This is a genomic window from Trichococcus alkaliphilus (assembly GCF_003008695.1).
Classification (GTDB): domain Bacteria; phylum Bacillota; class Bacilli; order Lactobacillales; family Aerococcaceae; genus Trichococcus; species Trichococcus alkaliphilus.
The window spans coordinates 170,671-196,432 of the sequence record NZ_PXZT01000004.1 but is presented as its reverse complement, the minus strand read 5'-3'; the positions used below and the strand labels follow the sequence as shown (position 1 = coordinate 196,432).

General features: G+C 49.0%; 20 protein-coding genes. 17 read left to right on the top strand and 3 right to left on the bottom strand.

What is annotated here, in order from left to right; genetic code table 11:
• Nucleotides 1–40 precede the first annotated feature (40 nt).
• A complete protein-coding gene (locus tag C7R73_RS05665) occupies nucleotides 41–3,679 on the top strand; it encodes a PD-(D/E)XK nuclease family protein (RefSeq protein ID WP_106449550.1) in 3,639 nt (1,212 codons plus the stop codon).
• Nucleotides 3,679–7,488: a helicase-exonuclease AddAB subunit AddA gene (addA, locus tag C7R73_RS05660; protein ID WP_106449549.1), complete on the top strand. Its 3,810-nt coding sequence runs from the start codon at nucleotides 3,679–3,681 to the stop codon at nucleotides 7,486–7,488. The genes C7R73_RS05665 and addA overlap by 1 nt, the downstream gene beginning before the upstream one ends.
• A gap of 105 nt (nucleotides 7,489–7,593) precedes the next feature.
• Here addA and C7R73_RS05655 read toward each other — a convergent pair whose 3' ends face one another.
• A complete protein-coding gene (locus C7R73_RS05655; protein WP_106449548.1) occupies nucleotides 7,594–8,055 on the bottom strand; it encodes a DUF2798 domain-containing protein in 462 nt (153 codons plus the stop codon).
• Nucleotides 8,056–8,293: 238 nt separating this feature from the next.
• Between C7R73_RS05655 and C7R73_RS05650 the strand changes: the two genes are divergently transcribed.
• The 7 genes from C7R73_RS05650 to C7R73_RS05620 all read left to right on the top strand — a co-directional run bounded on the left by C7R73_RS05650 (nucleotide 8,294) and on the right by C7R73_RS05620 (nucleotide 15,932).
• Nucleotides 8,294–11,170 carry a sigma-54-dependent transcriptional regulator gene (locus tag C7R73_RS05650; RefSeq protein WP_106449547.1) on the top strand — a complete coding sequence of 959 codons (2,877 nt, stop codon included), beginning with the start codon at nucleotides 8,294–8,296 and terminating at the stop codon, nucleotides 11,168–11,170.
• Nucleotides 11,171–11,378: 208 nt separating this feature from the next.
• On the top strand, nucleotides 11,379–12,365 hold the full coding sequence (locus C7R73_RS05645) for a mannose/fructose/sorbose PTS transporter subunit IIA (protein WP_106449546.1): 987 nt from the start codon (nucleotides 11,379–11,381) through the stop codon (nucleotides 12,363–12,365).
• Nucleotides 12,366–12,386: 21 nt separating this feature from the next.
• Nucleotides 12,387–13,187 (top strand): PTS mannose/fructose/sorbose transporter subunit IIC, encoded by an 801-nt coding sequence (locus C7R73_RS05640; protein WP_106449545.1) that lies wholly within the window; start codon nucleotides 12,387–12,389, stop codon nucleotides 13,185–13,187.
• Nucleotides 13,188–13,204: 17 nt separating this feature from the next.
• Nucleotides 13,205–14,131 carry a PTS system mannose/fructose/sorbose family transporter subunit IID gene (locus C7R73_RS05635; RefSeq protein ID WP_106449544.1) on the top strand — a complete coding sequence of 309 codons (927 nt, stop codon included), beginning with the start codon at nucleotides 13,205–13,207 and terminating at the stop codon, nucleotides 14,129–14,131.
• A 127-nt stretch (nucleotides 14,132–14,258) separates the two neighbouring features.
• Nucleotides 14,259–14,639, top strand: coding sequence for a DUF956 family protein (locus C7R73_RS05630; RefSeq protein WP_106449543.1), 381 nt, complete (start codon nucleotides 14,259–14,261; stop codon nucleotides 14,637–14,639).
• Nucleotides 14,640–14,707: 68 nt separating this feature from the next.
• Entirely contained in the window at nucleotides 14,708–15,205 is a 498-nt protein-coding gene (locus C7R73_RS05625) for a mannose/fructose/sorbose PTS transporter subunit IIB (RefSeq protein ID WP_192875242.1), read from the top strand.
• A gap of 94 nt (nucleotides 15,206–15,299) precedes the next feature.
• Nucleotides 15,300–15,932 (top strand): copper homeostasis protein CutC, encoded by a 633-nt coding sequence (locus C7R73_RS05620; RefSeq protein ID WP_106449542.1) that lies wholly within the window; start codon nucleotides 15,300–15,302, stop codon nucleotides 15,930–15,932.
• Between the two features lie 112 nt (nucleotides 15,933–16,044).
• On the opposite strand, the gene C7R73_RS05615 is transcribed toward C7R73_RS05620, so the two are convergent.
• Both C7R73_RS05615 and C7R73_RS05610 read right to left on the bottom strand, forming a co-directional pair.
• Nucleotides 16,045–17,265 (bottom strand): putative glycoside hydrolase, encoded by a 1,221-nt coding sequence (locus tag C7R73_RS05615; RefSeq protein ID WP_239992575.1) that lies wholly within the window; start codon nucleotides 17,263–17,265, stop codon nucleotides 16,045–16,047.
• A complete protein-coding gene (locus tag C7R73_RS05610; protein WP_106449541.1) occupies nucleotides 17,265–18,644 on the bottom strand; it encodes a polysaccharide deacetylase family protein in 1,380 nt (459 codons plus the stop codon). Before C7R73_RS05610 ends, C7R73_RS05615 begins: the two co-directional genes overlap by 1 nt.
• A 261-nt stretch (nucleotides 18,645–18,905) precedes the next feature.
• On the opposite strand from C7R73_RS05610, the gene lspA reads away from it, so the two are divergent.
• From lspA to rpoN, 8 genes are all read left to right on the top strand, one after another.
• Nucleotides 18,906–19,385: a signal peptidase II gene (gene lspA / locus C7R73_RS05605; protein ID WP_106449540.1), complete on the top strand. Its 480-nt coding sequence runs from the start codon at nucleotides 18,906–18,908 to the stop codon at nucleotides 19,383–19,385.
• 12 nt (nucleotides 19,386–19,397) lie between these two features.
• Entirely contained in the window at nucleotides 19,398–20,303 is a 906-nt protein-coding gene (locus C7R73_RS05600) for an RluA family pseudouridine synthase (RefSeq protein WP_106449539.1), read from the top strand.
• A 173-nt stretch (nucleotides 20,304–20,476) separates the two neighbouring features.
• Nucleotides 20,477–21,016 (top strand): bifunctional pyr operon transcriptional regulator/uracil phosphoribosyltransferase PyrR, encoded by a 540-nt coding sequence (pyrR, locus tag C7R73_RS05595; RefSeq protein WP_106449538.1) that lies wholly within the window; start codon nucleotides 20,477–20,479, stop codon nucleotides 21,014–21,016.
• Between the two features lie 120 nt (nucleotides 21,017–21,136).
• Nucleotides 21,137–21,913 carry a dihydroorotate dehydrogenase electron transfer subunit gene (locus C7R73_RS05590; RefSeq protein WP_106449537.1) on the top strand — a complete coding sequence of 259 codons (777 nt, stop codon included), beginning with the start codon at nucleotides 21,137–21,139 and terminating at the stop codon, nucleotides 21,911–21,913.
• Nucleotides 21,910–22,839: a dihydroorotate dehydrogenase gene (locus C7R73_RS05585; protein WP_086941438.1), complete on the top strand. Its 930-nt coding sequence runs from the start codon at nucleotides 21,910–21,912 to the stop codon at nucleotides 22,837–22,839. Before C7R73_RS05590 ends, C7R73_RS05585 begins: the two co-directional genes overlap by 4 nt.
• A complete protein-coding gene (pyrF, locus tag C7R73_RS05580) occupies nucleotides 22,829–23,542 on the top strand; it encodes an orotidine-5'-phosphate decarboxylase (protein WP_106449536.1) in 714 nt (237 codons plus the stop codon). Before C7R73_RS05585 ends, pyrF begins: the two co-directional genes overlap by 11 nt.
• Nucleotide 23,543: 1 nt before the next feature.
• Nucleotides 23,544–24,176, top strand: coding sequence for an orotate phosphoribosyltransferase (gene pyrE, locus C7R73_RS05575; RefSeq protein WP_106449535.1), 633 nt, complete (start codon nucleotides 23,544–23,546; stop codon nucleotides 24,174–24,176).
• A 152-nt stretch (nucleotides 24,177–24,328) separates the two neighbouring features.
• The gene (rpoN, locus tag C7R73_RS05570; RefSeq protein WP_153060351.1) at nucleotides 24,329–25,660 is read left to right on the top strand and encodes an RNA polymerase factor sigma-54; all 1,332 of its coding nucleotides are present in this window, start codon (nucleotides 24,329–24,331) and stop codon (nucleotides 25,658–25,660) included.
• The last annotated feature ends 102 nt before the right edge of the window (nucleotides 25,661–25,762 follow it).

Sequence of the window (25,762 nt, the reverse complement as noted above, 5' to 3'; positions counted from 1 at the left end):
AAAATAACCATATTGACTTACACGAACAGGAGGCGATCCGATGGGGTTGCAGTTTATTTTAGGCAAGGAATCAGCGGACAAGAAACAAGCGATATATGAGCGGATTTCGCGGATCATGACGGAGGAGCCGGATGCGGAGGTATTCGTGCTGGTTCCGGAGCACGCGAAGTTCGAGGCGGAGATGTCGATACTGGAAAAGCTTTGGCAATTCGAGTCTTTCCGCGGTCAGGACATGATGGGCTCGATGAATCTGCAGACGTTCAGTTTCAGCCGGTTGGCGTGGTATTTGCTGAAGAAGTCACCGATCTTCCAACAGCAGCAATTGTCGGAAGCTGGCCTCAGCATGCTGGTGCGGAAGATTTTGATGGAGAAGGAGCAGGAACTGATCCTTTTCCGCCGGGAAGCCAACAAAGAAGGCTTCATCAAGCAGCTGACTGATCTATTTCTGGAGCTGCGCAGCGGCCGCATCGAGGAGGAAGATCTGCAGGGGATTCTAGCAAGCCAAGCCGAATCCGGCAACGAGGCTGATTTCCAGCTGAAGTTGACGGAACTGAAGGAGCTTTACCATGCCTTCAATGAAGCACTGCTGGACAAGTACCTCGAGAAGGAAGTCATCCTTGAGGCGTTGGCCGGCGTCATCGAAACACTGGACATGCAGAACACCTATGTCTTCATCGATGGTTTCTACCGTTTCACAGCCCGCGAGCTGCAGATTGTCACGACGCTGCTGCGCTCTGCCAAACAGGTCACGATCACTTTGGCGTTGGACAAAGCTTACGTCGACGAACCGCCGGCCATGCATCAATTGTTCTATACCGCAGGGTCGACGTACCACTCTCTCTATCATTTGGCGCGCAGCCTGCGCGTTCAGGTCATGAAGGACCACTGGGTTGCGAAAGACACTGATGGTTACAAGGGTGCGCTGTTGACTCTGGAGAATTATTGGATCGCATCCACCGATGCGACCGCCAACAAGGTTCAAGGCTCATTCGAGCTGACGGCCGACCAGAAGGAAGCTATCCGGGTCTGGGGCTGTGAAACGAAACAGGCGGAAGTTTTCCATGTGGCCAACGAAATCAAAAAACTGGTCGCTGAGGACGGCTACCGCTATAAAGACATCCTGATTTTGGCGCGGACGGTCGAAGAATACGAAACGATGGTGAAGCCGGTCTTCGACAAGGACGGGATGGACGTCTTTTATGATAAAGCTGACGCCATGAAGCACCATCCGTTCATGGACTTCATCGACGCATTGTTCCGCATCCGCCGCCATCATTGGCGCTATCCGGACATCATGCGCTTGCTTCGCACGGAACTGTTGACGCCGGCCAACCATGACAATCCGCAAGGGCTTGAAGAAACCGCGGCAGCCGTGCTGCGCTTCCGCGAGCAGGTCGATGTGATCGAGAATGTGTTGCTGGCATACGGCTATGAAGGCAACAGTTGGCTTTCGAAAGACGACTGGTATTTCGCGACATTCAGGGACGAGAACGGCAACAGCAACCAGAGTACCGAGGACAGACGGATGCAGGACACTTCCAACGAGGTCCGTAATTATCTGAGAGATCTGCTGCTTCCGTTCTTCCAGAAGATGGCGAAGGCCAAAACCGGACGGGAAGCCGCGAAGAACCTGTACAATTTCCTGATTGCCGCCAAAGTCGACAAACAGATGATTTTCTGGCGTGATGAAGCCTTGGAACAGGGGGATCTGATCCAGGCGCGGCAGCAGGAACAGATCTGGAAAGTTTTCCTGAATCTGCTGGACGAATACGTAGAAATTTTGGGCGACAGCCCTTTCCAGGCGGCAGCTTTCCAGGAGATCCTTATGACTGGTTTCCAGAACGCTACCTTCAGCTTGGTGCCGCCGAGCATCGATCAGGTCGTCTTCTCGAGCATCGAGGGGGCACGTTTCGAGCCGGCGAAGGTGGTATTCCTGATGGGGATGACCCAGGACCATTTGCCTGCGCAGAAAGAGAATAAATCTTTGCTGACAGAAGAGGACCGCGAGCGGCTCAGCGGTTCGTTGAATAATAATGAAGAGAAGTATCTGCACCCGACGACCTCCGAATCGATGGCCGCCGAACCGTATGTGGCTTACCAAGCTTTCCTTTCGGGGACTGAGAAGGTCATCTTCAGCTATCCGATGAGTGCAGACGACAGCAAGAAATCGCCGAAGATTTCGCCTTATGTGTCGCGCGTAGCCAATGCGCTGCAGATCCCCGTCGAAATCAAGCACCAGGACATCGCCGATGCGGAGGACACGACTGCCTTCCTCGGCAGCAAACAACAGAACATCAGCCAACTGGTCCATCTGCTGCGACACCAGCGCGCGACGAACGAGCCGGTTCCTACATTATGGAAATACATTTTGGCCTACATCTCCAAGGATCCGCAAGCCAAACGGATCATGCAGCAGGTATTCGCCAGCCTCTGGCACAAGAACGTGCCGAGCAAGCTGACGGCGCCGGTTGCCGAACAGCTCTACGGGAAAGAACTGTATCTGTCGGTCTCACAGCTCGAACGCTATTTCGAAGATCCGTACAGCCATTTCCTGCAATACGGCCTGAAGCTCAAGGAACGGGCGAAATACGAGCTGTCCGCTGCCGGCACAGGCGAATTTTTCCATGAAGCTTTGGAAAAGATCGTCAACCAGCTGAAGAGCAGGCTCATCGATTCTGCTGATCTGAGCGAGGAGACGGTCAAGCAGATTGCCGATGCCGTCCTGGATGAGCTCTACGGGAGCGAAAAATTCAAAATTCTGAGGACATCCAACCGGATGAACTTCATCCGCGACCAGTTGGGCGAAACGATCCAGAAGATGGCTTGGGTGCTCAACCAGCACAGCCGACGGACGGCGCTGAAGAACATCCGTACTGAAGCGGTCTTCGGGCAAATGGGCGGCGAACAAATGCTGGACGGGTTGGACATGCCGCTGAACAACGGCGGCACCCTGCATATCCGCGGAAAGATCGACCGGATCGATCTGGTGAATGCCGGGGATGCGAATTACCTGACCATCCTCGACTACAAATCGAGCGCGCACAGTTTCGATTTCTCCGACGCTTACTACGGCTTGGCGATGCAGATGATCACTTACTTGGATGTGGCTTTGCTGAACGCCGACAAGCTGTTGGCCGGGAAAACCTTGCCGGCAGGTGCCTTTTATCTTCACGTCAAGAACCCGTTCATCAAGCAGAACAGTTTCATGACGCTCGAGGATTACCAAAAGACGATCATCACCGATTACAAGCTGAAAGGGCTGTTGCTGAACGACACGGCCGTTTTGGACCTGATCGATCCGTCTGTCGAAAGCGGCCAGGCTTCGGAGATCTTCACCTTCAAAAAACTGAAGGCCGGCAACCTAGGAAAAAATGACGATTTGATCACACTGGATGATTTCAACCACCTGATCGCCAAGAACCGGGCAAACATGGTGGAAGCCGGCGACAAGATCCTTTCCGGCGACCTGAAGCTCGACCCAATCAAGGAACGGCCATATACGCCGACAGTCAGCGGGCCTTACCGCGCCATTTCGCAGTTCGACAACACACTGCCGGAGAACCGTTACCGCAAATTCAGCAAGTTGACGAAGGATGAGGTCTTTTCGAAGATCAAGGAAGAACTGAATGGGCATGATGGGAATAATCAAGAATCCAACGAGGAAGGGGAGGAGCAATGATGACGGGCATACCGGCACGCACACCCAATGAAAAATTCACGGAAACGCAATGGCAATCGATCTACCAGACCGGGGACAACATCCTCGTCTCCGCCTCGGCAGGTTCCGGCAAAACGACGGTCCTGATTCAGCGGATCATCGAAAAAGTGAAGGGCGGAACGAACGTCGATGAACTGCTCGTCGTCACCTTCACCGAATCGGCAGCCAAGGAAATGAAGGAGCGGATGACAAGCGCCATCCAGACCGCCATCAACGAAGCCCAGTCGCAGGAACAATACCTGCACCTGATCAAGCAGCTCTCGCTGATGCCGCAGGCGAACATCTCCACGATCCACGCCTTCTGCCTGAAGGTCATCCAGCGCTATTTCTATCTGATCGATCTGGATCCGGTCTTCCGCTTGTTGGCGGACACGATCGAAGTCGAGCTGCTGAAGGAGGACGTCTGGGAAGAGGTCAAGGAGGAGCTTTACGGGGAGCCGGATACGCACTTCAAGAATCTGGCCAAGGCCTACTCGAAGGACCGCAGCGACGACGATCTGATGAAGCTGATCTTCTCGCTCTACGATTTTTCGCGCGCGAATCCGATTCCTTACCGTTGGCTGGATTCTTTGCCGTCTTTGTACAACACCGAAGACGGGTTGACTAACAGCGTGCTCTACCAGGAGTTGCTGAAGCCGCAGCTGCTGAGTCTGATCGAAGGCATCCGCTACGACATCGAACAAGCGCGGCATCTGGCCGGTCAAGATGTGGAGACGGCTGGCCAACGGGAAATTTTCGAAACAGAACAGGGCTATGCCGACCGGCTGTTGGAAGCTGTCCAGCAGGATGACTACGAATTGGCCTACACGATTGCAAACGAACAAGTGCAGTTTGCGCGTTGGCCCAGCAGCAAGAAGGCCGACCCAGATGAAGTGAAGGATCAAAAGGCGCTGCTGAAAAACCTGCGCGACAAATACAAGAAGGATTTCGCCGCATTGAGCGCGCAATACCTCAACCGACCGCTTGCGGAACAGGAGGAAGTGTTGCTGGGAATCCACCCGTACGCCGAAGAGATGGCCCGGGTGACGAAACGCTTTTCCGAAGCCTACTGGGAACGGAAATTGGACGACAATGTGCTCGATTTCAACGACCTGGAGCATCTGACGCTGCAGATCCTGGCGCCGATTGCTGCCGACGGGGAACGCAAGATGAGCGACGCAAGCGCCTATTACCGCAACAAGTTTGAGGAAGTGCTGATCGACGAATACCAGGACGTGAACCAGCTGCAGGAGAGCATCCTCTATTGGGTGACGCGGCACCAGCCGGAAACCGAGAACCTGTTTATGGTTGGGGATGTCAAACAGTCCATCTACGCCTTCCGCTTGGCCGACCCGAGCCTGTTCCTGCGCAAATACGCGGCCTTTGCCGACAAAACCGGCGGGGAACGGATCATTCTGGCGGAAAACTTCCGATCGCGCGCAGAGGTCATTCATTTCACGAATTTCATCTTCGAACAGCTGATGGATGAAAAAGTCGGCCAGATGGATTACGACGAAGCCGCAAAGCTCCAAGCCGGCAACAAGTCCTTCCCGGAGAGCGAGCGCAACCAGACCGAACTGCTGATCTACCTGTCGGAGAACGCCGACAACGACGAGGAAGCCCTCACACCGGAGAACGATCTCGAAGCCGACCTGACGATCGACGACAAAACAGCCGGGGAAGTCACGATGGTGGCGCAGAAGATCAAGGCGCTGATCGATGAAAAGTTCCTGATCTACGACAAAAAGACCAAAGAAGAACGGCCGCTTTCCTACCGGGATATCGTGCTGTTGACGCCGACGAAGAAAAACAACCTCGTCATCCTAGAGATATTCAAGGATTTCCAGATACCGGTCATCCTGAACGACACGGAAAGCTATTTCCAGCGCACCGAAGTTTCGATCATCCTGTCCTTGCTGAAGGTGATCGACAATCCGCGCCAGGATATCCCGCTAGCGGCAGTACTGCGTTCGCCGATCGTCGGTTTGGACGAAAAGCAGTTGGCGCTGATCCGCATCCAGCAGAAGAACGGCGATTTCTACGAAGCCGTACAGCATTTCATCAAAATATGCGAAGCTTCCGGGATCGAACAGACTGCGGAAATCAAGGACGCGCACAGCAAATTGGCGCTGTTCATGGGTCGCTTGCACGAATGGCGCAACACGGCCAGACGGAGCAGCCTCGTCACGCTGATCTGGACCATCTACAACGACACCCATTTCCTCGACTACGTCGGCGGCATGGTCGCCGGCAAGCAGCGGACTGCCAACCTGCACGCCCTCTATGAGCGGGCCAAAAAGTACGAGGAAACGAACTACAAAGGGCTGTTCCAGTTCATCCGCTTCATCGAGAAGATCCAGCAGCGCGACAAGGATTTGGCTGAGCCGACCTCCTTCAGCGACGATGAGGATGCCGTAAGGGTCATGACTATCCACGCCAGCAAAGGTCTCGAGTTCCCGGTCGTCTTCCTGATGGATCTGTCGAAACGGTTCAACCTGAGCGACACGCAAAGCAAATACATCTTCTCCGAGACGCATGGGCTCGGGACCGATTATTTCGACGTCCAGCAGCGGGTCCAGTATCCGTCCTTGGCGCGCCAAGCGTTGGCAATCGAGAAGAAGAAAAAATTACTGGCGGAAGAGATGCGCAAACTGTATGTAGCACTGACCCGGGCCGAGCAGAAACTGTTCCTGGTCGGTTCCTACAAATCCGAAGAAAAGCTTTGGGCCGATTGGCAAGTGGCCGATGGAACAAGCGGGAAGCTGCTTCCGGATTATCTGCGCCTGCAGGCCAGCTCGATGATGAAATGGCTCGGCATGTGCCTGTACCGGCATGAGGATGCGGAGAACGACCATTTCCATAAAGAATACCGGGGCGAACTGACGCATTACCCGGTGCATTTCAGCATCCAGACTTTCCGCGAGGAAGACCTGCTGTCCTACATCCCGGTCGCTATGGAAGAGATCAACGAATCGCAGTGGAAAGACGAAATCGAGCAGATGGCGTCCGCCCAGGTCGAAGCGCATGAACATTCCCTGGCGGAGGAGATGAAGCTGGCCGTTGCCCTGATGGAGGCGAAATATCCCCACGAAGCGGCAACGACGACCACCAGCTACCAATCCGTTTCGGAGATCAAGCGGCTGTTTGAGGATCCGGACGAAAGCCATATGCTGAAGCTGGACCTTTCCGACACCAAACGGGTCTCCCGCTATGTGGAGCCCGAATTCCCGCGTCCGCGCTTCATGCAGGAGACGGTGATGCCGAATAGCGCCGAAATCGGTACCGCGACGCATTTCGTGATGCAGTCCGTGGATCTGGAAAAGGAAATCACCGCAGCCTATGTGGCGCAACTGTTGCTTGAATTGGTAGATGATGGACTGCTGGAGAAGGCTGTTGCGGAGAAGCTCGACGCCGAACAGATCGCGAAGTTCTTCCAAACCGAATTGGGGCAGGAAATCCAATCGAATGCGGACAAGGTGAGACGGGAGATGCCGTTCTCGCTGCTGATCCCGGCCAGCCGGATATTCGCTGAGATGCCGGAAGACTCAACCGACAATCTGCTGATCCACGGTATCATCGATGGCTTCATCGAATACGACGATCACATCGTCCTATATGACTTCAAAACCGATTTCGTGGGCGATCAAGCGCCGGTATTGCCGGAGAACATCGTCGAAAAATACCGCGGCCAGATGAACCTGTACAAGAAAGGCCTCGAGACCATCCGTCAAAAACCCGTCAGCGCGGCATACATCGCGCTGCTTTCGAACCAGACGAATGTGGTTGTCTGATTACGACGGTATGCTATTGAACGACAAACAGAAGGTGCAGCATCCTTGGTTATTGCCAAGTGTGCTGCACCTTTTTCTGATTTTTCAACAACTATGCGCTAAAGTTCAATCCAAAACAAGCTGACCATTGGCTTGGATTTTGCCAAGAATTGTCCGGGAAATAGGCCCAACAATCAACAATTGTAACGGCAGTGCGACAATAACATTCATTCTCCAAGCTTCACTATAGGCAGCCCATAAATTATCAGGGATGCCGCCTTCAATAAGAACACCGAATAATGACATGAAAGTGACCATCCCTAGAACCATCAAACTGGAGATTGTCAAAATTAACTGCAACTTATTTTCTTTTTTGATGGGTAGTCGAAAAGCAATTTTCTTTGCGATCATTCCTACAACGAATACGTCCAAAATAAAGGCGACAACAAAACCTGGCACTAAGCCTGCCGCAAGCGGCATAAGAGCTAAATTGTCATGTAACTGCAGATTGTAAAGGCTCATTCCTAACACCATCATCGAGCACATTATCGTCGTAAAAATAATTCCTTCTTTTTTGTTTGTGGGCATATAAACACTCCTTCTAATTTTTTGCAACGTCAACCATGGTATCACAAATATAGAATGTGTGTAAGAAGTATTTTCAGGATTAATTTAAATATTTTGAAAATCAGTATATTGCTAATATATAAGTGGGTTGTGAGCCTTACTCTTAAAGGCTCCTTTAAATGGCACTTTTCGTAAGCTTCCGCTTTCGTTTTTTTCGGGACTATGGTATTTTTATGATGATGGAACAGGAGGAATCTGGATGAAACGAATTGACCGAATCTACGAGTATATAAAAATTCGCTCGCAGGAGTATACAGAAGCTGCTTTTGAGCAGGGGAACGAAGGCGTGACGACTCAGGAAGTTGTGACGGAGCTTCAGATCATACGGCCCAATGCAAGCAGCGACTTAAATGAGCTCGTGCGTCAGGGAAAACTGATTAAATCCTCTGGACGACCGGTCAGATATGCGGATCACTCTTTGAAATGGCCTGAGCGACCACAAAAAAAGATGCACTCATATAAAGAAGACCAACCCAAGCCAACAGCAAGGCCAAAAAGCGAAACACGCGGCGCAGTTTCTGGAATTTCTCGTGTTCCCGCAACCCGTGAAGGAAATAATGCGGGCAGCCGAGAAACAAATAATGAGGTGTTTGCGAATGTAATCGGTTCAAATGACAGTATGCGGACTCAAGTTGATCAGGCAAAGGCGGCGATCCTCTATCCTCCTAAGGGGTTAAGCTGCTTGATCACTGGACCGACAGGAAGCGGGAAAACCTTTTTTGTTCATGCGATGTTTCGTTTCGCGCAAGCAAATCAAGTTTTTGCAGCTGATAAGGAGCTGGTTGTGTTCAATTGTGCCGACTATGCGCACAATCCCGAATTATTGATGGCTCATTTGTTCGGATATCGCAAAGGTGCTTTTACAGGAGCGACGGAAACGACGGACGGGTTGATCCAACGGGCAGACGGCGGCATGCTCTTTATGGACGAAGTGCACCGACTGCCGCCTGAAGGGCAAGAAATGATTTTTTATCTGCTGGATCACGGCACCTATAATCGATTAGGCGAAACCGATAAAGCCAATAAAGTCAATGTCCGTCTTGTTTGTGCAACGACGGAAGATCCCGCTTCCAGTTTGCTCCAGACCTTTGTGCGACGTATCCCGATAGTCATTAAATTACCGCAATTTTCGGAGCGCCCGATTGCTGAACAAGTGGATTTGTTGAAGCGGATGGTCTCAATCGAAGCTAATCGAATCCAAAAAAGTATCCATGTGAAACAGGATGCAGTGAAAGCTTTGATAGGCAGCGTAACCTACGGAAATGTCGGGCAGCTGAAATCGAATGTCCAGCTTGTTTGTGCGCGGGCCTTTTTGAATTATATGAATTCAAGTGAAATATCGATTACGTTGGATGAGCTTACACCAGAGATCCAAAACGGCCTGCTCAATCTGGCGAATAATCATCGCGAGCGCTTGAATGAACTCACTCGGATGCTGGAACCCGTGCTGACGTTGGTGCCGAATGAAGGAGCGGAAAGCCCGCTGAAAGGCGATTCCTATGAGCTTCCTTATAATCTGTATGAAATTATCGGGAATAAGGCTGCGCTGCTGCGGGAAGAGGGCCTTGATAAGGAATCCATCAATCATTACATTACGACCGACATCAATGTCCATCTGAAGTCTTTTTATCGTGATACAGGTTTGACCTTTGACACAGAGAAAAAGCTTTCCGAAATCATTGATCAGCGAATTATTCGCTTTGCAAAAGATATGTTTGAGTATGCGCAAGATCATTTGGATTATCACATCCAACGGAATTTCGTCTATGCGATGAGTCTTCATATCAGTTCGTTCTTAAAGCGGATTCAATTAGGGGAAAGCAGCCGGACACTCCATGCAAGCATCAAAAATATGGTGGAAGATTATCCTCAAGAGTTTACGGTCGCTAAATGGATGAAACAAGAACTGCAAAAAGAATACAGTATCAACATCCCTGAGGTGGAGACCTATTATCTGACTTTGTTGCTGGTTTCATTAAAGCAAGACAAGGTCACCGGACGAGTGGGTGTTGTGATTGCAGCCCATGGCAAGAGTACAGCAACGAGCATGGCGGAGGTTGTGACGACATTGTTGGGGGTCGACAATATTCGCGCTGTAGATATGCCTCTTGAGATGAAGCCCCAAGTGGCCCTCGAAAAAATTATTCATTGTGTCCAAGAAATCGATCGTGGAAGCGGCGTCATTTTGTTGGTCGATATGGGCTCGCTGACGACATTTTCGGAAAAAATCACAGAAAAAACCGGAATTGAGGTCAAAACGATCGACATGGTTACGACCCCGATCGTTTTGGAAACGGTGCGCAAGACGAATCTTGTTGAAACGACACTTGATGAAATTTATCGATCGCTCAAATCTTTTCGTGGTTATGCAGGCACCACCGTGACCACGAGAGAAGAGAACGGGCACACTCTAGAGCGCAAAAAGGCAATCATTGCAATCTGCGCTTCGGGTGAAGGAACCGCGCAAAAGATGAAAGAGCTCATCGACAAGCATTTAGAGAAATATTTTGATGTGGAAATCGAGGTACTGCCGATTTCGGTGATCGAAATGGATGAGCAGCTGGTCAACTTGCAACAGGAGTATGAAATCCTTGCAACAACAGGAATCGTCAAACCAAAAATCGATGCCGTTTACATTCCAATGGAACATTTCTTCAACGGAGATGCCGAAAAAGTATTGGACTATTTAGTGGAAGAGTCAGAATCCTATGATGATAGTGAGTTGACATTGGAAAAGGCAAAGCAGATATGCGTGGAATACATGACGCAAAGCTTTACTTTTTTGAATCCGCAAAAGCTGATCGAACCTTTGTGGAAGTTTAGTCTTTCCTTATTGAAGAATGAAGAAAATTATTCCCAAGCAATCAATCTTTTAATGCACATCGCGGGAATGTTTGAGCGGTCACTGCGCCAAGATACATTGATCGCGCCGCAAGAAGAGCTGGAAACGACCGAACAGACAGAAACATTTAAGCAGCTGGAACAGTCCTTAAATCTACTGAGCGGCACCTTTCAAATTGAAATGCCGAAAGATGAAGTATATTATCTGCAGCAATTGTTGGCCTATCAAGAATAACGATACACTGTCTCATACACTAACAATGAATAGAAACGATACACTAAAACACTGTGGGTTTTAGTGTATTTTTATTGTTTTTTTCTCCAAGAGAATGAGCCATACACTAAGTTGGCACGCTTTTTGCATATAGTTAAGTGTCTGGGAAATAGCCTACCAAGCTATTTATCCAAACAGTCACAAAATTTATTCAATAGGAGGTATACAAATGGTAGGAATTATCCTAGCAAGTCATGGGGATTTCGCTGAAGGCATTCTGCAATCTGCTTCGATGATTTTCGGCGAACAAGAAAACGTCAAAGCAGTGACCTTGGCACCTAGCGAAGGACCTGACGATGTCAAAGCAAAGATGCAAGAGGCCATCGCATCTTTTGACAACCCAGAGGAAGTGTTGTTTTTAGTCGACTTATGGGGCGGAACACCGTTCAATCAAGCCAACAGCCTTTTCGAAGCGCATAAAGACACATGGGCAATCATCGCCGGAATGAACCTTCCAATGGTCATCGAAGCGTATGCTGCACGTCTGAGCAGTGAATCGGCACAAAAGATTGCCGCTCAAATTCTTCCAGCAGCGAAGGATGGCGTAAGAGCTAAGCCTGAAAGTTTAGAGCCAAAGAAAGTGGAAGCGGCTTCTAAGGGGCAACAGCTAAAAGGTAGCCTTCCCGCAGGGACAGTCGTGGGCGATGGCAAAATCAAGTTATCTCTAGTTCGTTTGGATTCACGGTTGCTTCATGGTCAAGTGGCAACAACATGGGCGAAAACAACCGGAACAGATCGGATCATCGTGGTTTCGGATGATGTCTCAAGAGATGAATTGCGGAAAAACCTCATCGTGCAGGCGGCTCCTCCAGGAGTCAAAGCCAACGTGATTCCAATCAAAAAAATGATCGAAATTGCCAAGGATCCTCGTTTTGGGAACACGCATGCGCTCTTGCTTTTTGAAAACGTGCAAGATGTCGTTCGGGCAATTGAAGGCGGCGTGGAGATTAAAGAATTGAATGTCGGATCAATGGCTCACTCAGTCGGCAAGGTTGTTGTGAATAAGGTCTTGTCAATGGGGCCTAAAGATGTGGAAGCATTCGAAACATTGAAAGCAAAAGGCGTTAAATTTGATGTCCGGAAAGTTCCGAATGATTCATCGGAAAAAATGGATGCGTTGCTGAAAAAAGCTAAGGAAGAATTAGCTAAGGCATAACAAGAAAAGAGGAGGTATATTATGTCAGTCGTTTCAATTATTCTTGTCATCATCGTGGCATTCTTTGCCGGGATGGAAGGCATTTTAGATGAATTCCAATTCCATCAACCGCTCGTTGCATGTACACTTATCGGACTTGTCACAGGTAATCTTGAAGCTGGTATTATTCTTGGCGGATCATTACAAATGATCGCATTAGGTTGGGCAAATATCGGAGCCGCTGTTGCACCTGACGCAGCACTTGCTTCTGTTGCATCGGCAATTATTTTAGTTTTGGGTGGTCAAGGCGTAAATGGTGTATCTTCCGCTATCGCCATTGCGATTCCTCTGGCTGTAGCTGGATTAGTCTTGACGATGTTCGTTCGTACACTCGCTGTTCCTATCGTTCATTTGATGGACGCAGCTGCAGAACAAGGCGACTATCGCAAGATTGAATGGCTTCAAATTGGGGCTATTGCTATGCAAGGTTTGCGTATCGCAATTCCTGCTGCATTGCTTCTGTTCATCCCTGCAGACGCTGTCCGTTCTGGGTTGGAAGCAATGCCAGGTTGGTTGACTGATGGAATGGCAATCGGTGGCGGTATGGTCGTAGCTGTTGGTTATGCAATGGTAATCAATATGATGGCCACCAAAGAAGTATGGCCATTCTTCATCATTGGTTTCGTTGTTGCCGCTGTATCTCAATTGACGTTGATCGCATTAGGAGCCCTAGGTGTTGCAATGGCCTTGATCTACTTGAACCTTTCTAAAATGGGCGGTTCCGGTAATGGCGGTTCTGGCAATACTGGCGATCCACTTGATTCAATACTCAACGACTATTAGGAAAGGAGACTGCAAACATGGCACAAAATACGGTAGATAAAAAATTCGTATTAACTAAAAAAGATCGATTAGCGGTTGCTTGGCGTTCCACCTTCATTCAAGGATCATGGAACTATGAGCGGATGCAAAACGGTGGCTGGGCTTTCGCAATGATTCCAGCAATCAAGAAACTTTATCCAGAAAAAGAAGATCGCGTCCTAGCATTGAAACGCCACTTGGAATTCTTCAATACACATCCATATGTGGCATCTCCAGTATTAGGAGTAACGCTGGCTCTGGAAGAAGAACGCGCAAACGGAGCTCCAGTAGATGATGTTACGATTCAAGGTGTGAAGGTCGGAATGATGGGACCTCTTGCCGGTGTTGGTGACCCTGTGTTCTGGTTTACAGTCCGTCCAATTCTTGGGGCTTTAGGTGCATCATTGGCCTTAACAGGAAACATCTTAGGACCTATCCTATTCTTTGTTGCATGGAACGTTATCCGTTGGGGATTCATGTGGTATACCCAAGAATTCGGTTATAAGGCTGGATCAAAAATCACTGAGGATTTGTCTGGCGGAATACTTCAAGATTTGACAAAAGGAGCTTCCATTCTTGGGATGTTCGTATTGGCTGCCTTGGTGCAACGTTGGGTATCCATCTCGTTTGCTCCAATCGTTTCTTCAGTGAAACTTTCAGAAGGTGCATTTATCGATTGGGAAAACCTGCCAAGTGGCACTGCCGGCATCCAGCAAGCGCTGAGCCAATACACTTCAGGCTTGTCACTGACCGACACAAAAGTTACAACCTTGCAAAATAACTTGGATCAATTGATTCCTGGCTTGGCAGCGTTGCTGTTGACATTCCTTTGCATGTGGTTGTTGAAGAAGAAAGTTTCTCCAATCGTGATCATTCTTGGACTGTTCGTTGTTGGTATCGGCGGACGCTTGATCGGATTGCTATAATTTTCGGATGCATCAAAAATGACGATTATGAGGCTCAGGCAAACCTGCCTGAGCCTTGTTTTTCTTGTAAAAAGTAAAGAGTGTATATTATACTCAAACCAGACGAAAAGAGAGAGGGGCATATGCAATGGTTGAATCCCTGAATGCAAAGGTTGATATGGCAGTGGATGGTACTTCTTATATGGGGTTGACGGACTATGGGAAAATTATGATCGGAGATAAAGCGTTTGAATTTTATCATCATCGTGATCCGCGAAAGTTCATTCAAATTCCTTGGGAAGAGGTCGATTATGTCTTGGCATCCGTGATGTTCAAAGGAAAATGGATTCCACGTTTTGCGCTTCAAACAAAGAAAGATGGTACGTATACTTTTTCAGCCAAAAACCCCAAGGACGTGTTACGTGCAATCCGCATCTATGTTAGTCCAGATCACATGGTTCAATCATTGGGTTTCTTCGATGTTATGAAGAATGCCTTCAAGCACTTGTTCAAAAAGAAAGCATCCTGAATTGCGGCGGGAAATTTAGATGCATGCGGTTGGCGGTTGCTGGATGAGCGATTTAAGGAGGTTCTAAGGTGGTAATGGATATTCGATTAGTACGAATCGACGATCGTTTGATTCATGGACAGGTGGCAACCGTGTGGACAAAGCTAAGCAAAGCAGAGCGGATTATTGTCATCAGTGATGAGGTGGCGAAGGATCATCTGCGTAAGACGCTCTTGCGTCAGGTCGCTCCACCAGGTGTAAAGGTCAATGTGATTCCGGTAGAAAAGTTTATCGAAATTTACTTTGATGACACACACAATAAATTCCGCGCGATGCTCTTGTTTACGAATCCTACAGATGTCGCACGAATCGTACAAAGTGGCGTTCAAATTGATTCCGTGAACATCGGCAGTATGAGCTATTCAGATGGCAAGAAGATGATCACAAACGCAGTAGCGGTTGATAAACGCGATATTCAGGCTTTTGAGTATTTGAACTATAAAGGCATCCACTTGGATATCCGGAAGGTCGTCGCTGACAATAAAGTAGATCTCATGCAAGTGCTGAAAAAAGAAGGATTAGTTTGAGGGCATATTAAAAGAAGACACAAAGCGAATGGAACAGCGCCTTGTGCCTTCTTTATTTTTAGACGGAACGGTATACTATCCATGAGGTGACAGAATGCTAAAAGAAGCATGTGTAGAAAATTTTACGAACATCCCAGGAGTAATCGAGCGCGGGGCTAAACGGATTGAATTGTGTGACAACTTGGCAGTAGGGGGAACAACACCCAGCATTGGCGTCATTAAAATTGCAACGGAGTATTGCTCCGACAAAGATGTGTCCATCATCGTGATACTGCGACCACGAGGCGGGGATTTTGTTTATTCTATTATGGAAAAAGCCATCATGATGCGGGATTTAGAAGAAATAATTGCCTTGCATGCCAATGGTATAGCAGTAGGTGCTTTAACCGCAGCCAACGAATTGGATAAACCCTTTTTGGAAGAAATCGCCAAGCTGCCCTGCGATAATGGAACCGAGCTTGCTTTCCATATGGCATTTGATCAAATTCCGGAAGATAAGCAAAGAGATGCATTATTATGGTTGGAAAAAATTGGTTTTACACGGATTTTGACGCATGGCGGTCCAGCAGAAAATACGATTTTCGATAACGCAGCGCACATTGCCAAACTTGCGAAAATCAGTCCCGACATGACGATCATGCCGGGTGGCGGCATTACGAAAGAAAATCTTGCAGACCTTGAAAAGGTTTTGGAATTCACCGAAGTACACGGGACACGAATTGTGTAGGAATCTCTATTACTGAATAGACTTCTTTGATCATTTCAGTGGAATAGCCGATAATGGCGACAAAAAAGCTCGGCCGGGAAATTTTCCCGGCCGAGCTTTTTGTTAGGCATTTTTAATAAGTGTAGTTATTCAGTGCGTTCCACAACAGGAACTCGTTGACGCCGGCATCGGCTAACGCTTGAACCTGCGCATCGACTTGCGCTTTGCCGTAGGTTTGGTAGAACCCAGAACCCAGATAAGAAGCGGTGAAGTCCTGCAGCCATGGTCGGCTGGTAGGCGGTGTCTCAAGGGTTGCAAGCAACTCATTTTCGACCTTTATGTATTCGGCGACCAGTTCATACGGGTACAGATCCGGCTTGTAGATACCGAAGTAATCGGTGCCCCAGTGACTTGGGTAGATCATCGACGAGATGACATCGACGTTTTCGGAAATCTGCGGGAAGTTCTGGCCGATGCCTGATGCTTCGACGACAGAAGCGGTATAGCCGAAGATATCAACGGATACATCCACGCCGTAAGGCATCAGTTTTTCTTTCGCATAAGCGGTAAAGTCGGTGATGGCCTGCACACGTTTTTGGTCGTCGGTCATTTCCAAGTCTGCGTAGTCGCCCATGTCGTAATTTAAGTCATCGCCCCAAACTTCGAAACCTTCCGGGAAGCGGACATAGTCGAACTGAACTTCCTTGAATCCGACTTTAGCGGCTTCAATCCCGACATTGACTGCGTAATCCCAAGTCTGCTTCAGGAACGGATTGATGAATGATTCACCGTTGGAAGCGACCCAGACGGAGCCATCACTGTTGGTGAAGGACATTTCGGGTTGTTCATTTGCCAACAAGGTGTCCTTGAAGGTAACGATGCGGGCGATCGGATAGATCTGTTTCTCTTCCATCACATCCATCAGTTCCTTGATATCCGGGATATACTCTTCCGTGTTTTCTTGAATATGCGAATCAGCGGAGTTGAAATCCGCCGTCACGACGCCCATATCATCCTTGATGTCGATGACCATGGCGTTCAGATCGTTCGAATCGACGTAATCGACTAATTTGTTGAATTTTTCTTCATAGCCGACCGAATAGGCCGTCACATAGATCCCTTTTACGCCGTCAGCAGGATAGGCGATTTCGACGCCGCTGTCGTAGAAGAATTTCTTCGGCAGTTCCTTGGCAGTAGGTGTCTTCAAAAGGGCACCTTGGCGCAGCGTAAGCGTGCTGGTGGCTGCTGTAGTTTCGGCTGAGCTTTCGGTTTCGCTGGCCGATGCAACTGTCGTGCCTGATAGGAAAAACAATAAACTAGCGGCAGCGAGTGTCTGTTTAAAATATGTCATCATTACATTTCCTCCCGTTCAGGCGATTCGATTACGTTCGGGTCCACGATTGTGATATCTTTCGCGCGCAAGCCATCGATGATGGCGCCGATCGCGTCGTTTGTCCATGGGCGATCATGCATCAGCAAGTTTGCACCGTCACCTAGGTACTGCGAGTTCACCATGACATCGGCTAAAGCAGTGCCTTCCATGAATTCCTCCACCCAGTCATAGCCGTAGGTCCAGTTCATGATCGTCATGCCTTCCGCGGCTGCAATCGCCATGGTGTCGTCATTGTACTGTCCGTAAGGGGCACGCAGGAAGCGCGGACGCTCGCCGGTGATTTCTTCGATCAGGTCGTTCGTTGATTTGATTTCTTCCAGTTGCTCATCGTAGGTCAAGGATTGGAAATCGGGATGCGAATAGGAATGGTTCCCGATTTCGAAGCCCATGTCATAGACGGTCTTGATGTCTTCGCGCGCTTGTTCATTCGTAAGGAATTGTCCCATCACGAAGAAAATGGCATTGGCATCCTTCGATTTGACAGTTTCGGCAATTTCCACGGTATAGCTGTTCGGTTGCTGCGGCGCATCATCGAAAGTCAGCAAAGCGACTTGCGTGTTGCCGTCCTCAGCGATCGGTTGGACAGTGGAAATCTCCGGATTGATGCGGTATTCATAGCTGACAGGTTCAGCTTTTTTTGCTGGCGTTTCCGCAGCGGCGGCCTCAGAGGATTCCTCAGCTCCGGCAGAAGAATCGCTTGCTGTGCTTCCTTCCGTGCCGATTGCCGCGATGGCTGCTTCCAATTCAACCAATTGCGCATCCAGTGTCGTCAAATTCTCAGCGACGGGGGCGAGGTTGGTCTGGTTTGTTTCGGCAGTCAGGTTGATTGCTTCGATGCCCGCAAAGAAGGTCTCAAAAGTGGCATCATCAGCTCCGAACCCGGTCAACAGTTCTTCTTCCTTATCCAAGCTGTCTCGATAGGCAGCTAGGTAAGCCAATGAATTTTCGCTGAACAAATCCAGCGTTTCACCGATTGCCTGCATCTGATCCAGCGGCAAGGTTTCTTCGTCGAATGCAACGAATTCGGTTTTAGTCTCGGCCAAACCTTCCAAAGCGCTTTCAATTGAATCGGCTAAAGTGCGGCGTTCTTCAAGGTTGCTGAACACAGCTGCCGAGCCATCTTTGAAAGTCTTCAATTCTTCATCGCTGGCCAGCGATTCATCGAATGTTTTCTGTAACGCGGTCTCCAATTGTTGCAGCTCATTCAATTGGGAAACAATTTCGGTTTCCTCGGTTTTGATCTTGGTGATTGTTTCTGACGCTTCTTTCACTTGGTCCGCGCAGGCTGACAATACCAGAGCACCGGCAAAAACTAATGCAATCTTCTTACCTCTCAACATAAACAAGCTCCTTTATTACGTGATATATAACAATACAATCTTCATTATACCGAAAATGACGATTCTTTATCAAGGTTGTTTGCGATATCTTCGGAAATTTGTTAAAAATTCATTAAAAGTATAGTCGCAACAAACATGATGAATACGCCCGCAAGCGGAAATACCGGAATCAATGACTATACAATTTTGAAAATTAGTTTACAATAGATAGAGGCAAAAGATACGGAAAAACGTTAATTTCAGAATAAGTGAGGCTATCGGATGATTATCTATTATATATTGGCCATCTTGCTGTTGGTCCTGGACCAGTGGAGCAAACTTGCCATCGTAAATAATTTTGCATTGCACGAAGTAAAGGAAGTCTTACCGGGTATTTTGTCCCTGTTCTACATCCAGAACGAGGGCGCTGCCTGGGGAATTTTTGAAGGAAGAATGTTCTTTTTCTTCATCATTACCGTAGTTGTCGTGGGCGCGATGGTTTATAATGCGCACAAGCAAGGATTCGACAAAAAAATCGTGGGCATCAGTTATGCTTTTCTTTTGAGCGGTGCGCTCGGCAATTTCATCGATCGGATGCGTTTGGGATACGTGGTGGATATGTTCCGCCTGGACTTCATCGATTTTCCGATTTTTAATGTGGCGGATGTCTGTTTGACTGTAGGCGTCATCCTGATGACGATCTATATCCTTTTCATGGAAGAGGAAGAAGAAAAAATAAGTTCAAAAAATAAGCTAAAGTAAAGTGGGATTCAAATGACAGAAAAAATCGTTTTTAATATTGATGGTCAAACCGGCAGGATTGATAAGATCTTGGCGGATTTCATGACCGGTACGAGCCGTTCGCAAATTCAGGCATGGGTAAAAGACGGCAATCTGATGGTGAACGACAAAGCCGTCAAATCGAATTATAAGGTCCAAGAAGGGGATCTGCTGGAATTGACGATTCCGGAACCAGAACAAATCAACGTAACGCCCGAGGACATTGCATTGGATGTCATCTACGAAGACGATGCGCTGTTGGTCGTCAATAAGCCATCCGGGATGGTTGTTCATCCATCCAAAGGGCACCTTTCAGGCACTCTGGTCAACGGCTTGTTGTTCCACGTAAATTCGCTATCCGATGGCACGGCGAATATCCGTCCGGGAATCGTTCACCGCATCGATATGGATACATCCGGTTTATTGGTTGTTGCGAAGACGAACGAAGCGCACCAGAAATTGGCGGAGCAGCTTGAGAACCACACGATGGAACGGGCCTATCTTGCTTTGGTCCATGGCGTGATCCCGCATGATGACGGCACAATCGATGCGCCGATCGCCCGGATGTTGATCGACCGCAAAAAACGCACAGTGGCTGACGGCGGCAAAAAGGCAGTGACGCATTTTGATGTCATCGAGCGTTTCCGTGACTTCACTTTGCTGAAATTGCACCTTGAAACTGGCCGTACACACCAAATCCGCGTCCACATGAAATACATCGGCCATCCAGTAGCCGGCGATCCTATGTACGGACCGGCTGAAACGCTCAGCGGCCATGGCCAATATTTGCATGCGTCCACTTTGGGCTTCATCCACCCGACGACGGGCAAGGAAATGCGCTTCGAAGCACCTTTGCCTGATTTCTACAGCGAAAAACTGGCGGAACTGCGCAAAAACTGATTGACAGCAACGCCTCTATTCGTTATCATTACAGTAATATTGAAGGAACCTTTAAAATAGTCCAGAGAGGCTAAAAGGTGCATCACATTTTGTATAGCGTCACGTGACTGTACCCTTATGCCCACATGCATAAGGGTATTTTTTTTCATTTTGACGATGAAGGAGTAGTGGACATGTCAGAAGAAATCGAAATCATGGATGCCCAGACGATGAAACGCGCGCTGACCCGCATCACACATGAAATATTGGAAAAGAACGATGGCACCAAGAACCTTATTTTGGTGGGCATCAAGACGCGCGGCATCTACTTGGCCAAGCGCATAGCCGAACGGATCAAAGATTTTGAAGGTGTTGAGCTGCCTGTAGGGGAATTGGACATCACGCTTTACCGTGATGATGTCCATCGCGATACGAATGACAACCCTGTGCTGCACGAAACGAACATTCCGTTTTCGGTTGCCGGCAAGCATGTCGTGTTGGTGGATGATGTCCTGTTCACCGCCCGCACGATCAGGGCCGGCATGGATGCGGTGATGGATCTCGGGAGAGCGAAACGGATCACGGTCGCGGTCCTGATCGACAGAGGCCACCGGGAACTGCCGATCAAGGCGGATTATGTCGGCAAGAACATTCCGACTTCCCAGGCGGAACAGATTTCCGTCCAGTTGGATGAAGTCGACGGCATCGAAAAAGTTACATTGATCAGAGCGTAAACAATAGGTCGGTGATTCTTTAACTGTGTCCAGAGAGACACAGAAGAATTTGCTTTGAAGCTTGCTCCATCGCATTTTTTTAGATCACCTTTTTTGTAAAAATTAAGGAGGAAAATAATTATGAGTCAAGCTATGATGACAGTCGTCAGTCAGACAGAAATCGCAAAGGATATCTTCGAATTGCGCTTGAAAGGCGCATTGGTCAATGAAATGGGAGCACCGGATCAGTTTTTGCATATCCGTGTCCCAGGGGATGAACTGCTTTTGAGACGCCCCATCAGCATCGCTTCAATCGATGCCGAAAAGGAAGAATGCGTCATTATCTACCGTACCGAAGGAAAAGGCACCACCATCATCAGCCAACTTACAGCAGGCGACGAATTGGATATCCTAGGGCCATTGGGCAACGGTTACCCGATCGACATGCTTGAAAAAGGGCAGAATGCTTTGCTGATCGGCGGCGGTATCGGTGTTCCTCCGCTTTATGAATTGGCGAAACAATTGCATGCGAAAGGCATCAATGTGGTGAGCTGCTTCGGTTTCAAAAATAAAGAAGAAGTTTTCTATGAAGAAGAATTCGCGGCGTTCGGCAAGGTGAACATCGCGACGGATGACGGCAGCTACGGCAAGCAAGGCTTCGTGACGCAATACTTCGATGAACTGGACGGCTTCGTTCCGGACGCAGTCTTCGCTTGCGGTCCAAAAGGCTTGTTGGTTGCGGTAGCGAAGACATTCGACCCGAGCAAAACCTACCTTTCGTTGGAAGAGCGCATGGCCTGCGGTATCGGAGCCTGCTACGGCTGCGTCTGCGACAAGAAAAACAGCACATCAGCTTACGATAATTTCAGAGTCTGTGTCGAAGGACCGGTCTTCAGAGCAGAGGAGATAGTATTATGAATCGATTAGCAGTCAGTTTACCCGGTTTGGAATTAAAAAACCCGATCATCCCTGCAAGCGGATGTTTCGGCTTCGGCGAGGATTACGGCAAGTTTTATGACCTGAGCCTGTTGGGCGCCATCATGACGAAAGCGACGACACTGGAGCCCCGCAGAGGCAATCCTACGCCGCGTTTGGCGGAAACGCCATCCGGCATGCTGAATGCCATCGGCTTGCAGAACCCAGGTGTTGAGGTTGTTGTTGCACAGAAGCACACGGCGCTTGAAAAGTACGATGTGCCGTTGATTTCGAACGTTGCCGGAAACACAGTCGATGATTATTACCAAGTCTGCAAAGCCGTTTCCCAATCACCGAATGTCAAAGCGATCGAATTGAACATTTCTTGCCCGAACGTCCACAAAGGCGGCCTGCAGTTCGGCACCGATCCGGAGATGGCAGCTGCCGTCACGCGTGCGGCCAAAGAAGGCGCAACCGTTCCGGTTTACGTCAAGCTATCACCGAACGTTACGGATATCGTCGAAATCGCCAAAGCGGTTGAAGCAGCCGGCGCGGATGGCATTTCAATGATCAATACTTTGGTGGGCATGCGCATCGATCTGCACACGCGCAAACCGATCATCGCCAACAAAACGGGCGGTCTTTCTGGTCCTGCCATCAAACCAGTAGCGATCCGCATGATCTATCAAGTGGCGCGCGCAGTCAATATTCCAATCATCGGGATGGGCGGCGTCTACACGGTGGATGATGTGCTGGAAATGTTCATGGCAGGAGCAAGCGCAGTCGGAGTCGGCATGGCCAACTTCACCGATCCCTTCGTTTGCCCGAAACTGATCGAACAGCTTCCGCAACGCATGGACGAACTGGGCATCAACAGCCTGCAGGAATTAATCAATGAAGTGAGAGAAGGCATCCTCAATGAACGATAAACCGATAATAGCGTTGGACTTTTCAACGAGCGAAGAAATCAAGGACTTCCTTTTGTTATTCAAAGATGAGCCGCTTTATGTAAAAGTGGGTATGGAACTGTATTACCAACACGGAGCGGAAATCGTGAAAAAGATCAAGGAAATGGGCCACGAAATCTTCCTGGACCTGAAATTGCATGACATCCCGAACACCGTGCACCGCGCCATGAAAGGCTTGGCCGCTTTGGATATCGACATGGTCAATGTCCATGCAGCAGGCGGTTCGGAAATGATGAAAGCCGCTAAAGAAGGTCTGATCGCCGGCACGCCGGCAGGAAGCGCCGTTCCGAAACTGATCGCGGTCACGCAATTGACTTCCACTTCCGAAGAAGCGATGCAGTCGGAGCAGTTGATCAAAGTCAGCCTGCAGGAGAGCGTCCTGCATTACGCAGACCTTACCTGCAAATCCGGACTCGACGGCGTCGTATGTTCCGCATGGGAAGCGCGCATGATCAAGGACCACACGAACGAAGACTTCATCTGCTTGACACCGGGTATCCGGCCGGCCGGCAGTGCGGTTGGGGATCAGAAGCGTGTCGCTACACCAGGCCGCGCAAGAGAAATCGGCTCAAGCTTCATCGTTGTCGGTCGTCCGATCACCCAAGCAGCCGATCCGGTTGCAGCCTATCACGAAATCAAGAACCAATGGAATGGAGCGGAATAAAATGACGATAGCAAAAGAAGTAGCAAAATCATTATTGGACATCAAAGCAGTGAGTTTAAGCCCCCAAGACCCTTTTACTTGGGCATCTGGCTTGAGAAGCCCGATCTACTGCGACAACCGTGTGACTATGAGCTTCCCGGCTGTGCGCAAACAGATCGCGCAAGGATTGGCTGATCTGATCAAAGAAAAATACCCGGATGCAGAAGTGATTGCTGGAACTGCGACTGCAGGCATTCCGCACGCAGCCTGGATCGCTGACATTTTGGACTTGCCGATGGTCTATATCCGCAGCAAAGCGAAAGACCACGGAACAGGCCGCAAAATCGAAGGCAAAATCACCGAAGGCCAAAAAATGGTCGTAGTCGAGGACTTGATCTCCACAGGCGGCAGCGTCATCGAAGCTTCCAAAGCAGCTGAACTGGAAGGCGCAAACGTATTAGGCTGCGTCGCCATCTTCACTTATGAATTGGCTAAAGGAACGAAAAACTTCGCCGATGCCGGTTTAGCGATCGACACTTTATCCAACTACAGCACACTACTGGAAGTTGCCCATGAAACAAACTACATCTCCGAAGCTGAACTGGATTTGTTGAAAGACTGGAGCAAAGACCCTGAGAACTGGTTCAAGGGCTAAACTCACGTTAAAATGAATATAATGAGAACCCCCCGTAAACAAGAGCTTGAATCTTGTTTGCGGGGGGTTCTCATTAATTTTTTGCAAGTAAGCGCTCTAATGGTGGTATACTGTTTGCATATGTTTTTTGACAAGGACGAAACGAGGTGAAAATGATGGCGAAGCAGGAGTTCCAACTGAAACAAACGCAGCAACAATCGATCCGGATGACGCAGCAGTTGCGGCAGGCTTTGCACATTTTGCAGATGCCCATGTCGGAACTTTCCGCCTACATTGAGGACAAGGCATTGGGGAATCCGTTGATGGACATCAAAAAGCGGGCATCGGACACAGGTGCGGTGGCCGTCTCCAATGTTTACACGGCGGACAATCAGACGCCTTGGTATGAACGAATGGAAAGCAAGAATCAGTCGCTCTATGATTTTTTGCATGAACAGATCTATCTGAATATGAAAAACACGCCGCTCAGGCAGCTGGTGCTGTTCCTCATCCGATATGTGACCGATGACGGCTATTTGGATATCAAGCTGGAAGAGGCTGCGGAGGCAACTGCAGCCGAGGAAACGGAAGTGTTGGATGCCTTGACGCTGCTGCAGCAATTGGATCCTCCCGGTGTCGGTGCCCGCGACCTGCAGGAGTTTCTGATGCTGCAGACCGAAAGGGACGAACAGTCGCCCCCGCTGGCCTACTACATACTGGAAAACTATTTCAAGGAACTTTCTACCTATCGCTTGGAGTCGATTATGGACGCCGAGGAGATCGACCATGACGAACTGATTGAAATCATCACCTACATGAGCAAGCTGAAGACGAAGCTGCAGTGGGAGACCACATTCGAGGAGACGGTCTTCATCGAACCGGACATCTTTGTAGCCATAGCCGAGGACAATACACTGGATGTTTCGTTCAATCAAAGGGGCCTGCCATCGGTCGCGTTCAACGAAGACTATTACAGCGAATTGTTGGCGTTGGCGGATAAAGATATGAAACGTTATCTGGAAGAAAAAAAGAAAGAAATTTCCTGGATCCAGCAGTGTGTCCTCCAAAGGACGCAGAACGTCATAAAAATAACAGAAGCAATCCTGCAGCTGCAGACGGATTATTTCTTGGAAAAAGCCTCATCGATGAAGCCTATGACGATGAAAAACATCGCCAAACTAACGGACCTGAGTATTTCGACGGTGAGCCGAGTCGTGAACGACAAATACATGGCGACTCCGAAAGGTATCTTTGAATTGCGTTTTTTCTTCCGGAGCGGTTTTATGAAAGAGGATGACGGGGATCAGGTAGCCATCTCATCCATCGTGATTGAAACCGAAATAAAGGAAATGATCGGCCGCGAAGAAAAGGCAAAGCCGGTTTCCGACCAGGTGATTGCCGATCATTTCACCGCGCAGGGAATCGACATCTCCCGCAGGACGGTGGCGAAATACCGCATGGGTTTGGGCATACCCTCAAGTTCAAAAAGAAAAAGGACATTCTGATGTCGATCGGTGAGTGGTTAATGAGACGATCAATGGGTGAAAGTAGGGATGATGGGACCATACATTCCGCACAGCACAAATACGAAAATCGTGCAGGCATAA

Excerpts from the sequence above, each read along its gene's own strand:
- C7R73_RS05585 (WP_086941438.1), top strand. The coding sequence starts at position 21,910 with ATGAATCGATTAGCAGTCAGTTTACCCGGTTTGGAATTAAAAAACCCG.
- C7R73_RS05640 (WP_106449545.1), top strand. The coding sequence starts at position 12,387 with ATGTCAGTCGTTTCAATTATTCTTGTCATCATCGTGGCATTCTTTGCC.
- C7R73_RS05620 (WP_106449542.1), top strand. The coding sequence starts at position 15,300 with ATGCTAAAAGAAGCATGTGTAGAAAATTTTACGAACATCCCAGGAGTA.
- C7R73_RS05650 (WP_106449547.1), top strand. The coding sequence starts at position 8,294 with ATGAAACGAATTGACCGAATCTACGAGTATATAAAAATTCGCTCGCAG.
- C7R73_RS05665 (WP_106449550.1), top strand. The coding sequence starts at position 41 with ATGGGGTTGCAGTTTATTTTAGGCAAGGAATCAGCGGACAAGAAACAA.
- C7R73_RS05630 (WP_106449543.1), top strand. The coding sequence starts at position 14,259 with ATGGTTGAATCCCTGAATGCAAAGGTTGATATGGCAGTGGATGGTACT.
- pyrE (WP_106449535.1), top strand. The coding sequence starts at position 23,544 with ATGACGATAGCAAAAGAAGTAGCAAAATCATTATTGGACATCAAAGCA.
- pyrR (WP_106449538.1), top strand. The coding sequence starts at position 20,477 with ATGTCAGAAGAAATCGAAATCATGGATGCCCAGACGATGAAACGCGCG.
- C7R73_RS05615 (WP_239992575.1), bottom strand. The coding sequence starts at position 17,265 with ATGATGACATATTTTAAACAGACACTCGCTGCCGCTAGTTTATTGTTT.
- C7R73_RS05600 (WP_106449539.1), top strand. The coding sequence starts at position 19,398 with ATGACAGAAAAAATCGTTTTTAATATTGATGGTCAAACCGGCAGGATT.
- C7R73_RS05590 (WP_106449537.1), top strand. The coding sequence starts at position 21,137 with ATGAGTCAAGCTATGATGACAGTCGTCAGTCAGACAGAAATCGCAAAG.
- C7R73_RS05635 (WP_106449544.1), top strand. The coding sequence starts at position 13,205 with ATGGCACAAAATACGGTAGATAAAAAATTCGTATTAACTAAAAAAGAT.
- lspA (WP_106449540.1), top strand. The coding sequence starts at position 18,906 with ATGATTATCTATTATATATTGGCCATCTTGCTGTTGGTCCTGGACCAG.
- pyrF (WP_106449536.1), top strand. The coding sequence starts at position 22,829 with ATGAACGATAAACCGATAATAGCGTTGGACTTTTCAACGAGCGAAGAA.
- C7R73_RS05610 (WP_106449541.1), bottom strand. The coding sequence starts at position 18,644 with ATGTTGAGAGGTAAGAAGATTGCATTAGTTTTTGCCGGTGCTCTGGTA.
- rpoN (WP_153060351.1), top strand. The coding sequence starts at position 24,329 with ATGATGGCGAAGCAGGAGTTCCAACTGAAACAAACGCAGCAACAATCG.
- C7R73_RS05645 (WP_106449546.1), top strand. The coding sequence starts at position 11,379 with ATGGTAGGAATTATCCTAGCAAGTCATGGGGATTTCGCTGAAGGCATT.
- addA (WP_106449549.1), top strand. The coding sequence starts at position 3,679 with ATGACGGGCATACCGGCACGCACACCCAATGAAAAATTCACGGAAACG.
- C7R73_RS05655 (WP_106449548.1), bottom strand. The coding sequence starts at position 8,055 with ATGCCCACAAACAAAAAAGAAGGAATTATTTTTACGACGATAATGTGC.